Genomic DNA, 11,179 nt, shown 5'->3' on the forward strand with positions numbered 1-11,179 from the left:
CTTACATATTCTCGGCATTGGCAACGGTCCCTCCCGGAACGGCAACGACCGCCTGGCAGATGTGCCGCGCAGCCGCTGTCCTGTTGCGGAAACGGGACAGCATCAGGGATACGGCTTCGCGCGCGAGAGCGGCGCGGTCGACGCGCATGGTGGAAAGCCGCGGATTGGTCATCAATGCGCAGGGCAGATCATCGAAGCCGATGATCGCGAAATCCTCGGGCACCCGCAGGCCGGCCTCAGTGACGGCTTCGAGGACGCCGACCGCAATGAAATCATTCATGCAGAACGCCGCGGTGAAGCCGGCATTCTCAGCCAGGACTGCCGCGGTGCGTTCATGGGCCTCGCGGCTTGCGCTGCCCTGGAGCGCCAGCGAAACGAATCGTGCCTCGGCGTCCGAGACGGCGGCGATCGCCGCCTCGAAGCCACGAATGCGCTCCCGGATCGTATGGCGGTGGGAGCCGCTCAGATGAAGAATGCGGCGATGGCCGGCCCTCGTCAGCCGGCTGGCAGCCTCGTAGGCGCCGAAGAAATTAGCCGGCGAAACACCATCGAACTGCATCCTGGGATCAGTGCCATTGACAAGCACGGTCGGCGTCGTGGTGACCTGCAGCCAGTCGCGCAAGGGTTCGTTGGGATCGATACCGACGAGAAAAAGGCCCTCGGCCCCCGCGGCCCGCATATAGTCGCGCACCGCATCCGGCGTGATCCGATCCTCGCGGACCAGCCGAATTTCGAAGGGCATACCCGCTTGGGACGCTCCAGTGCGCAAGCCGTCGACGATCGCTTCATAGAAGACGCTGAGCCCGCCCGTGACGCCGTCGCTGGCAATCAGCGCCAGCCCGCCGGCAACAGCTTCGGCGGCAGGTTTGACCGGATAACCGTGCTCGGCCGCCACCTTCAAGATCTGCCGCCGGACAGTTTCGCTGATCCCCGGTTCGTTGGCGAGTACCCGCGACACCGTCGAGACGGAGACGCCCGCCAATGTGGCTATGTCGGCCTGTCGCAGCCGTTTGACTTTTTCATCGCTCATAGGCAAATCTTATGCAAATAATGCAAATTTGCAATACAAACGTTATTTCTTGCAATAAATTCTTTTTTGCGTAACCTGTCTGGCGGAAATGCCCGCCGCCATTGAGGATGGCAGCGGACATAGTGGGACAAGGGAGGATATCATGCAGGTTAATCGCCGTTCATTTTTGATGGGTTCAGCCGGCGCAGCCGCCGGCCTTGCCTTTGGCGTGGGAAGCGCCATTCCGGCCTTTGCCGAGGGCACGCAGCTCCGAGCCATGTGGTGGGGATCCAACGACCGCGCCAAACGCACGCTCGATGTCGCCAAGCTCTATCAGTCGAAGACACCTGACGTTACGATCGTCGGCGAATCGCTTTCCGGCGAAGGCTACTGGACGAAGCTCGCGACGCAGATGGCCGGCCGGGCCATTCCGGATATTTTGCAGCTCGAGCCGGGAACAATCTCCGATTACTCCAAGCGCGGCGCCTGCCTGCCGCTCGACGAATTCGTCCCCTCGACGCTCAAGGTCGACAGCTTCGGCCCCGACATGCTGAAACTAACCACCATCGACGGCAAGCTCTATGGTGTCGGCCTCGGCCTCAACTCGTTCTCCATGTTCTTCGACACGGTCGAATTCGAAAAGGCGGGCATTCCGCTGCCGACGACCGATCTCACTTGGGATGAATATGCCAAGCTTGCCGTAGAACTCGCCAAGTCCTCGGGCAAGGGCGGCGGCCCCTATGCGGCGCGTTACAACTATGTGTTCGACGCGTGGCTGCGCCAGCGCGGCAAAAGCGTCTTTGCCAAGGAAAGCGTGGGGCTCGGCTTCACGGCCGACGATGCCAGGGAGTGGTTCGACTATTGGGAGAAACTGCGCAAGGCGGGGGGCACGGTTGCCGCCGACGTCCAGACGCTCGATCAGAACACCATCGACACCAACTGCCTCGGTCTTGGCAAATCGGTGATCGGCATGGCCTATTCCAACCAGATGATCGGCTACCAGCTGATCATCAAGAACAAACTCGGCATTACCATGCTGCCGCGCGAAAAGAAGGGCGGTCCTTCCGGACACTATTACCGCCCGGCACTGATCTGGAGTGTCGGCGCGACCACCAAGCAGGGTGAAGCGGCCGCGAAATTCATCGACTTCTTCGTCAACGATATCGAAGCCGGCAAGATTCTCGGCGTCGAGCGCGGCGTGCCAATGTCGCCGGCAGTGCGGGAGGCCATTCTGCCACAGCTGAATCCGACGGAGCAGGAGACGGTCAAATACGTCAACATGCTCAAGGATCAGGTCGGCGAATATCCGCGGCCGGTGCCGATGGGTGCAACCCAGTTCGACCAGCGCGTGCTGCGCCCGATCTGCGACGAACTCGCCTTCGAACGGATCTCGCCCGCCGATGCGGCGAACCGGCTCGTCGAAGAGGGCAAGGCAACACTCAAGGGATGATCGCTTGCCTCATATGAAAGGAGAGGCCCTCAAAACCCCGGCGGGCCTCTCCTTGCTAAGCAACATCAGTTGGCGGCCAGGCTTTCGACAACGCGCCAGTCAGGCCGGCCGAGGTCGAAGGGCCAGGCGTGCACGTCCCTGTCATTGAAATAGACAACTTCCTGAAGGTTCGGGAAAGCGCTCTGTTTCAACGTCGCGGTTTCGATCCAAGGCCTCATATAGGCGTCGCCGCCTTCGTAGCCGAGTTCGGCGACCCAGATGGGCTTTCCATAGCCGGCGACGAGATCATACCCCTGCTTCAGTGCTTCCGAGAAGGTCCGGTGCTTCTTATAGGCAAGCTCGTCGTAGCGCTGGAGACCGAAAACCGAAAGCCCGACAAGGTCGACGTAATCGTCGCCGGGATAGTAGTCCTGTAGGCCTGGCAGGCCCTTCGGAGACCACATTATCTCGGTGCCGGGAGCCTCCTCGCGGACAATGTCCATCATTCGCTTATAGGCTGTGATATAGTCTTGCGGGTTCCAGCCGGCCCACGAAAACCGCCCGGATTTGTCTTCCATCTCCTGTCCCCAGCGGATGATCACCGGGCTTTTCAGCTGCGATATCATCTGCGCGATCGCCCGCATGTTGACATCATAGTCGCCGCGCAGAACCTTTGCGCGAAGCTGGCCCGAGGGCAGCCGCCAATCGACGTCCCAGGACCAAGGCTCCACCGTTATCAGCAGGTTGCGGCCCCTGGCCTGCGCATAGGCATCGGCAACACGCAGCGTCTCCAGATCGACGTCTTCCCACGGCAGGAACAAGGCTTCGGTCGAGACATTGGCCTGGGTGCCGAAATCCCCATGCGGGTCGTAAGCGCCGAATTTGACGCCGTCGGCATGAACGACCGGCCGTTTGTCGATGATCGTCCGAGCACTCGCCGCCGGGTTCGGCGCAATGCCCGCAAACTGCACCTCGCTTCGGCCCGGCAGGTCGGCGACGCACAAAAGCAGCAGCGCCAGCGCGGCAGTCGGAAGGTGGTTTTTCATCAGCTTCTTCATGCCTCACCCTCCTCTTCGGGCTGGCTCCTGGTTCAGCAGGACCTGCTTCAGTTCATAGGCCTTGGCGCTGACGGTATCCGTGGAGACGAGTTTGCGAAATTCGTCATCCTGGTGCACTGATGAATGGCGGAAGACGTACCAGTTGCCGCTCGGCTGGCGGCGCTGGTAGATCGTGTTGCCGATCTTGCGGTGCCCGAAACAGGTGCTGGCGCGCGCCGCCCCCTCGGCATTCGTCCAGGTTGCGCGCATGCAGAGCTGGCCGAGATCGTCGACCACCCATTTGCCTTCGGCGAAGGACTGTTTGCCCTTGTCATTAACCCAGGCGACGAATCGCCGGCCATCCTCGAAGAAGCGCCCGCCGCCGGTGTCCCAGGTCCAGGTCCTGTCACCGTAAATCCGATAGAGCTCATAGGCGCTGAGCGGCGTCGGCGCCTTCTTCTTGGCCGCCTCGGCAGCCTGCGCTGCCAGCGGCAAAAACAGGCTGAGAGCAAGGGCTGCTCCAACTGATCTCGACCCGATACGCATTACATCCTCCTCCTTGAACTGGCCGTTCAGCCGGCTCACACACCTTGTTCGTCCCGTCCCGCGCTTCCGAACCCATTCCATCTTACGCGGAACTTCACGGTCCGTGTTTTGCCGCCACCGAGGCCGGCACCGGCCACGGCAAATTGCGATTGGCTGAAACTGATGAACGTCTGGCCATGGGAAAGGGCCTCGAGACTGCGCAGCCCATGGCTGCCGGCCTGCATGCCGCCGGTGATGCAGATTGCAAGCCCCGTCGCCGTCGCAAGCCACAGCCCGCCTCACTGCGGCAGCAACGGCAGGCCGTTCTCGATCGCATGACGAACGATGATCAGCACTGTCAGCGCCAGATAGATCGCGAGGTTAATCGCCGCGAAAATATAAAAGCCCTGGGCTGCATCAGCATCGTCGGCGAACACCATGGCAACGGCGCAAAGGGCGGCGAGCCCGATATAGGGGGCGACGACGCGCAGTGGCAAAGACTGCTGCTCCTGCCGGCCTTTCGGTGTGATGCGGAAATCGACGAAGGAGCCGGCGATATAGTCGCGAATGGCTGCCAGGCTGCCGGCGAGCGACCAGGGCCAGCGCAGGAAGATGAAGGCAAGTCCCTCCCAGCCGAACAGTTTTGCATCGTGCGGCCTGAAGGTCGCCGTCGCCCGCCAGAAGAAGGCAAACAGCATCAGCACGATGGAGATCGGCGTGAAATGCAGCAGGAAATCCGGATAGGTTACGTTGACGAAGATATGGCCCGTCAGCAAAGCAGCAACCGGCAGCAGAAACATCACCGCCATGAAGGCGGAGAACAGTGGGTACCACAGCTGCGAAAAGACGAACTGGAATTTTAGCCGCCGCCAGGGCAGATGGGGGACGTAGCGGCGGGAATATTGCAGCAGGATGGTGACGAGGCTGCGCGACCACTGGAATTCCTGCACGGCCAGATCGACGAAATTCGCCGGGCCGTCGCCATGCGCGATGGCATCAACGGCATGGACGCCGCGCCAGCCGCCGGCATTCATCATCAGCGTCGTCGAATGATCTTCCGCAAGTTCAGGGCCGAGGCCACCGATCTGGCGAAGGGCCGATGTGCGGACCGCATAATGGGAGCCGATGCAGAGCGGGGCCCAGCCATTGTTGTAACCGGTCTGCAGCGAGCCATGGAGACTTGCCTCCGCATAGAGCCTGCCGCGGGCGGCCCAGCTCGCCGCAGCATTCGCGTCACAGATGCTGGGAGCGGAAACATAGCCGACACCAGGATCGGCGAAGGGGCGCAGGACTTCACGGAGATAGGTCGGTGTCGGCACATGATCGGCATCGAATTGGGCGACGAAATCATAGCGCGCATAGCCGAAATGGTCGTAGAAATAGGCAAGGTTGCCTTCCTTGCACCGCGTCCGGCGCGGCCAGGTCTTTCGATGATACTCTGCCACGCCTTTTCGGGTGGAGATCAGCACGCCGTGCTCGGCGCACCAGCGCATGGTTTCCTCCGAAGGATCTTCGTCGGCCAGCCAGACATCAAATTCGACGCCGGTCTGATCGAGCATCGCCTGGAGCGTAGCGCGGACGACGGCAAAGGGTTCGGACGGCGCCTTGGTGACGACCATCGCCACGCGTCCTTCCGGCAGCCGTGTATGCGAACTGATCGTTCTCGCATCGAGGAAGATCAGGATGAAATAGGCTGGAACGAGGGTGATCCAGGCAAGCACGATTGTGATGAGCACGAAAGCCGCCCAGGAAATGATATGAGCGGACTGGCACCACCAGATCCAGAAATAGCCGAGTGCCGCCAGCCAGCAGACGATGCCGAAACCATAGGCGACACGATTCCATCCGGTGAATACTGGGTTGAATGGGTCGGCAGCAGCTTTCGCCGTTCTGACCCGGTAACCGAATTCCGAAAGCAGACTCACGCTGGCACCTCCAGCCCGAAGGTGGGACCGGCAGTGCGGATGATCGTGTCGATATCCGAGAGTGTGGGCGTGAAGCCGAGTTCCGCCTCCGCCCTCGCCGTGTTGGCAAAAAGGATCGGCGGGTCGCCGGCACGGCGGGACCGATACCGAACGGGCACGTCACGGCCGGTCGTGCGGCGGATGGCGTCGAGAATCTCGCGCACAGAGGTGCCCCGGCCGGAGCCGAGATTGACGCTGAGCGACGCCCCGTCTGTCATCAGGTGATTGACGGCGGCCAAATGCGCCTGCGCGAGATCGCTGACATGAATGTAGTCGCGGACGCAGGTTCCGTCCTCGGTCGAATAGTCGGTGCCGAATATGTCGAGCCGCTCCAGCCTGCCGGCGGCGGCGAGAAGGGCGCGGGGGATGAGATGTGTCTCCGGCTCGTGACGCTCGGCGAGCTCGCCATCCGGATCGGCGCCGGCCGCGTTGAAATAACGCAGGGCGGCGAAGCGGATGCCATAGGCGGCAGCAAAATCCTCAAGAGCCATCTCGAAGATCAGCTTCGTACGACCATAGGGGTTGACCGGCTGCTGCGGGCTTTCCTCCCGTATCGGCAAGGAGGCGGGAACGCCATAGGTGGCGCAACTGCTTGAAAAGACGATCCGGTCGATCTCTTGGTCGAGACAGGCTTCGAGCAGCGTGAGGCTACCGACGACATTGTTGCGATAATATTTCCTCGGCATGTCGACGGATTCGCCGACATAGGCGTTGGCGCCGCAATGGATGACGCAATCGGGCGAAAATTCGGCCATCGTCCGGCGCAGTGCCGCTGCATCGCCGAGTTCCCCGCGGACGAGCGGCCCCCAGCGGACGCTGTCGGCATGTCCGGTCGACAGGTTGTCGTAGGTAACCGGGATCATCCCGGCGCGCGACAGCGCCTTGCAGATATGACTGCCTATGAAACCGGCGCCGCCGGTGACGAGAATGCAGCGGGGCATCTCATACGGCCTCCGCCCGCGCTGTGCCGGCAAGCAAGCCGTCGAAATATTCGACGGTGCGAGCCAGGCCGGCTTCGAGCTCGATACGAGGCTGCCATCCCAGCTCGGTCATCGCCCGGGAAATGTCCGGCCGCCGCTGGCGGGGATCGTCGACGACAGCAGGCAGGTGAACTATGCGGGAGCGCGAATTCGTGAGATCCCTGATGATTTCCGCCAGGCGCCGAACGGTGAACTCACCGGGGTTCCCGAGATTGATCGGGCCGTGGCATGCGTTGCCGGCTGCCGAGAAACGCAGGAAACCTTCGACGAGATCATCGACATAGCAGAAAGAACGGGTTTGCTGACCATCGCCGTAGATCGTCAGGTCGGCATTGCGCAAGGCCTGCACGATGAAGTTAGAGACCACCCGGCCGTCGTCCAGACGCATGCGCGGCCCGTAGGTGTTGAAGATGCGGCCGACCTTGATGTCGATGCCGTAGGTCCTGTGGTAGTCGAAAAGCAGCGTCTCGGCGCTGCGTTTTCCCTCGTCGTAACACGCTCGCGGCCCGATCGGATTGACATTGCCGCAATAGGATTCGCGCTGCGGGCTCTGTGTTGGGTCGCCATAGACCTCCGATGTCGACGACTGAACGACGATCGCGCCAGTTTTGCGCGCGCAATCCAGCGTGTTGACGGCGCCGAGGACGTTGGTGAGCAAGGTGCCGACCGGATCCCGCTGATAGTCGGGCGGAGAGGCGGGAGAGGCGAAGTTGAAAATGAGCGAGGCTTCGATATCGAAGGGCTGACGGACATCGTGCTCGATGATCCGGAAGCGGGCGTTCGACGCGAGATGCTCGACATTCGCACGGCGGCCGGTCGAAAAATTGTCGAGACATATGACGCTGTGGCCGCGCAGCAGAAGCCGTTCACACAGATGCGAGCCAAGAAACCCGGCTCCGCCATTGACAAGAACGGTGCCCAGATCCCTGAGCACCGGTATGCCCTTTGCTTCAGAATAACCTCCGCTGGGAACGAAACTACGCATTACAAACTCCCTCCCCATTCTCTAGTCTTTTGATTTAGTTACGCGCTTCACTGCCTTTGTTACCTGATTGATACTCACCACAGCCAAGTACCCATAGACGAATAATCAGAGGTTATTCTTCATGCAAGCGAATTACTATTAGAATGATAAGACGAATGTTACCGCGGTCAACTTTAAAAACGTGAGATATCCGAAATAACTACGCATTTGTTCTTCGACTTAACAAATGATTAATCATTTTGACGCTTTTTCTCACGCTGAACGTGTATCGAGACATTCCGCAAGCTTTGCTCAATAAAGATGGGATAGACACAGGGAGGGTTGGCCGCGCGAACTGCACGATCGGTCTTGCATCCGGAAGCGCCATATGCGAGGGGTTTTGGCCATGTTCAGAAAACAAGCTGCAACGCAGCCGAACCGCTGGCGTCTAACTCACTTTGGAATGTTTGCTTGCCAAGCGACGCTGCTTGCGATCGGAGCAGCGGCCTGCGCCGTCGTTGACGACGACGTAGCCGCCGTCGCGAAGAAGAACGTCGTGGTCGCCGAGACGCCACGGGTCTCGAAGGCTTACGCCTACCCGGAAAATCGGGCCGCCCGGCCGGCCACGGCACGAGCCAGCGTGGTCGCCTATCACGGGTCTGCGCCTTACATCTGTTCTCCAAGCGGTTTCGGGCAGAAGTCGCGCTGCTTTGCGCGTCCCTCGATCTGAAGCAAGAGTGTCACTGCATCGTTCCCAAATCGGGAATCGATTTGCAGCGCGCCTGAAAAGAGCCGTGGGACTCAGTTGCGCCACCGGCTGGACATGTCGTCATCGCCGACCGGGTGATCGTTGAAGAAGCGGGACGCAGCTTCCGTTCGGTTTCGGACGTTCATCTTCTTATAGATGTTGCGGACGTGGACCTTCACCGTGTTTTCTGAGAGATGCAGCTTGTCGGCAATAATCTTGTTCTGCGTCCCCTTGCAGATGAGGTCCAGGATCTGAACCTCGCGGGTCGTCAGAGCCGAGATGCTGTCGCGTCTCAGCTTGAGCGCACTGTTGCGTGCGACGTCAACCGATTTCGTCTGATAGAGTGAGGGCTCCAGCTCGGCCCCCTTGTTGTTGAGGCGGTTGAGAAGCGCCGAGGGAAAATGCTCCCCGCCCTTCATCAGCAGATCCACCGCGGCCATGAAGACGTCGAGTCGGAGGTTGAGCGGCAAGACACCGTCGATGATCCTTGCCTCCACCAAACGGCTGACATAGGGTTCCATCATGTCGATGGCCTCGACGACAAGTCCGATCGAGGTTTCCGGGTGATTTTCCCTCACTGCCTGTAGCGCGTCTTGCAGCTCAGGCGCAGGTATATGGTAGAATAAAACAAGCTTTAGATCGCTGGTATCTTTTTCCAGCATCGGATGTGCATTCGTTATGCTTAGCACATCGCAGTTTGGGAATTTCTTTGCCAGCGCCTCCACCATGCATTCTGAAAACAGATCGGCCTTGGCAACTACAAGGATAGTATCTCCGGATGGGCTAGACTTTCTTGCCTGGTCCGTATTCTCCATTCCTGAGCCTGTCATGAACATATACGCCTCCCCTAGCGGTACACTTTACTCAAACGTGAAGCGATGGCAGGTATAAGTTAGTATGAAATGCCAGTCCTCTTATGTCATCGCCTTATTCTTTAGACATTTCTTAATTATGTTAATACGGATTGAGAAGGAAGGAAATGGCCCAAAGTGATTAGTTTTCGCGAGTGAAAAACGATACCATACCACGTTTCAGTTGTATTTTGTTCAACTTGATACTTGGAGGTTATATTTGCTCTCAATATAGAGAATCGTGCGAATGTAATATTTCAGTACAAATTGTAATGTTTTTATCATCTGCCCCCGGCGGTTATGAGACAGGGGAAACGCCCCCAAATTTTTGCTCAGGCCTTGGCGGCGGCTGGCGGAAACTAGCATTACCGGTTGCTCACGCACGCCTGGATCGCTGGGACGGCAGGGACCGGAAGATCACCGCCATCCCGATGCCGAATATTTTTCAGCCCTAACTGGTATTTGTCGGATCCACATTTTTTTGGCAGTCATAGGTCGTCGTCAAAGTGGTCACATGTAACTCAACCAAAATACGGGCTGAGTTCTCCTTGTCGTTTGCAGGATTTGGAGCGGGATTGTGCGGCCCAGTACTGGGTGCGTACGTTCACAATGCCGATCTGGCCAAAAAACGCAGCGAAACTGCAGATGATTAGTATCAACAGATATGCGCACTGATCTTCAGCGAAATTGCAGAAGTGGCTTCAGGAACGGGAGGCACGGTCGATACCTTCCAGGGCAAGGAAGAATATATCGTATTCATGGTCCTCGGCGCGGATGCCGAACATCGCGGAGCGGCCGGCCGGGCCGCATCTAGACCAAACCTGTTGAACGTGGCCGCTGACGCGCGCCAAGCGCCGCTTCTGCATCGTCGGCGACCGCACGCTCTGGCAGACGCTTGTTATGTCAGGTCAGGGAGGCGGCAAATGCCTTGCAGACGATCCGGCCCGCGGAGTTCCTAGCCCGCAACGGGATTAACGTGAGGGGTCGGATTCCGGCGCCGCTCGCTGGACGGATGTTTTGATGTTTCCCCGGAAACGCAAAAAGCCCGCTCGAGGCGGGCATTTTGATTGGTTGCGGTGGAGGATTTGAGGGTTTTTCTGTCCCGCGGCGTCGGCTTTGCCTCCTTGCGGGCCCCTGATGAGGCGTTAAATCCTCGACCCGTTACCAAACAAAAAGCCCGCTCGAGGCGGGCATTTTGTTTGGTTGCGGGGGCAGGATTTGAACCTGCGGCCTTCAGGTTATGAGCCTGACGAGCTACCGGGCTGCTCCACCCCGCGATATACCATTCCGGACTTTGGGCCCGGGAGCGATGTCAGGCGTAGCCTGACGATGTGAGGCCGTTAAGAGATCGATCCGGTGGATCGATCTTAGGCCGAACGGGCTGCTCCACCCCGCGAGAAGTATTATAACACGAAAGGCCGCTTTGTGAGCGGCCCTTTGCGACGGCGTTGGCCGTTTGAATGTGATGAGAAGATTTAGTTGCGATTTGCAGACCTGGCAGCGACCTACTCTCCCGCGTCTTGAGACGAAGTACCATGGGCGCAGGGGCGTTTCACGGCCGTGTTCGGAAAGGGAACGGGTGCAGCCACCCCGCCATAACCACCAGGTCGGCAAAGCGCAACTTTTGATGAGAAGCTGGTGCAGGCCGAAGGCCTGCTTGTTTAAACACGTC

The 11,179-nt window shown here is 59.3% G+C and carries 8 protein-coding genes, 1 tRNA gene, 1 rRNA gene and 2 pseudogenes; 3 read left to right on the top strand and 9 right to left on the bottom strand.

Features of this window, described 5'->3' with window-relative positions:
• Position 1: 1 nt before the first annotated feature.
• A complete protein-coding gene (locus tag FFR93_RS20100; RefSeq protein ID WP_138394492.1) occupies positions 2-1,030 on the bottom strand; it encodes a LacI family DNA-binding transcriptional regulator in 1,029 nt (342 codons plus the stop codon).
• Between the two features lie 142 nt (positions 1,031-1,172).
• On the opposite strand from FFR93_RS20100, the gene FFR93_RS20105 reads away from it, so the two are divergent.
• Positions 1,173-2,459: an ABC transporter substrate-binding protein gene (locus FFR93_RS20105; RefSeq protein ID WP_138394493.1), complete on the top strand. Its 1,287-nt coding sequence runs from the start codon at positions 1,173-1,175 to the stop codon at positions 2,457-2,459.
• Between the two features lie 65 nt (positions 2,460-2,524).
• Here FFR93_RS20105 and FFR93_RS20110 read toward each other — a convergent pair whose 3' ends face one another.
• From FFR93_RS20110 to FFR93_RS20130, 5 genes and pseudogenes are all read right to left on the bottom strand, one after another.
• Complete coding sequence (locus FFR93_RS20110) at positions 2,525-3,496, bottom strand: glycosyl hydrolase (protein WP_138394494.1); 972 nt, start codon at positions 3,494-3,496, stop codon at positions 2,525-2,527.
• A 3-nt stretch (positions 3,497-3,499) separates the two neighbouring features.
• Positions 3,500-4,021, bottom strand: coding sequence for a DUF995 domain-containing protein (locus FFR93_RS20115; protein ID WP_064711918.1), 522 nt, complete (start codon positions 4,019-4,021; stop codon positions 3,500-3,502).
• A gap of 35 nt (positions 4,022-4,056) precedes the next feature.
• A pseudogene (locus FFR93_RS20120) lies at positions 4,057-5,925 on the bottom strand (glycosyltransferase family 2 protein).
• Positions 5,922-6,905, bottom strand: a complete 984-nt coding sequence (gene galE, locus FFR93_RS20125; protein WP_138394495.1) for a UDP-glucose 4-epimerase GalE — start codon at positions 6,903-6,905, stop codon at positions 5,922-5,924. The pseudogene FFR93_RS20120 and the gene galE overlap by 4 nt, the downstream one beginning before the upstream one ends.
• 1 nt (position 6,906) lies before the next feature.
• Entirely contained in the window at positions 6,907-7,929 is a 1,023-nt protein-coding gene (locus FFR93_RS20130; RefSeq protein ID WP_138394496.1) for a UDP-glucuronic acid decarboxylase family protein, read from the bottom strand.
• 442 nt (positions 7,930-8,371) lie between these two features.
• Here FFR93_RS20130 and FFR93_RS20135 point away from each other — a divergent pair, with 442 nt between their 5' ends.
• On the top strand, positions 8,372-8,638 hold the full coding sequence (locus FFR93_RS20135) for a hypothetical protein (protein ID WP_245296597.1): 267 nt from the start codon (positions 8,372-8,374) through the stop codon (positions 8,636-8,638).
• 71 nt (positions 8,639-8,709) lie between these two features.
• On the opposite strand, the gene FFR93_RS20140 is transcribed toward FFR93_RS20135, so the two are convergent.
• Complete coding sequence (locus FFR93_RS20140; protein ID WP_064711896.1) at positions 8,710-9,492, bottom strand: response regulator transcription factor; 783 nt, start codon at positions 9,490-9,492, stop codon at positions 8,710-8,712.
• A gap of 699 nt (positions 9,493-10,191) precedes the next feature.
• Here FFR93_RS20140 and FFR93_RS41525 point away from each other — a divergent pair.
• Positions 10,192-10,528, top strand: a pseudogene (locus FFR93_RS41525) (AAA domain-containing protein); the annotation flags it as partial.
• A 179-nt stretch (positions 10,529-10,707) separates the two neighbouring features.
• Here FFR93_RS41525 and FFR93_RS20150 read toward each other — a convergent pair.
• Together FFR93_RS20150 and rrf are read right to left on the bottom strand one after the other, a co-directional pair.
• Positions 10,708-10,784 (bottom strand) — tRNA-Met (locus tag FFR93_RS20150).
• A 215-nt stretch (positions 10,785-10,999) separates the two neighbouring features.
• Positions 11,000-11,114, bottom strand: a 5S ribosomal RNA gene (gene rrf / locus FFR93_RS20155).
• Between the last annotated feature and the right edge of the window lie 65 nt (positions 11,115-11,179).

The organism is Rhizobium sp. MHM7A (assembly GCF_005862215.1).
GTDB lineage: Bacteria > Pseudomonadota > Alphaproteobacteria > Rhizobiales > Rhizobiaceae > Rhizobium > Rhizobium bangladeshense.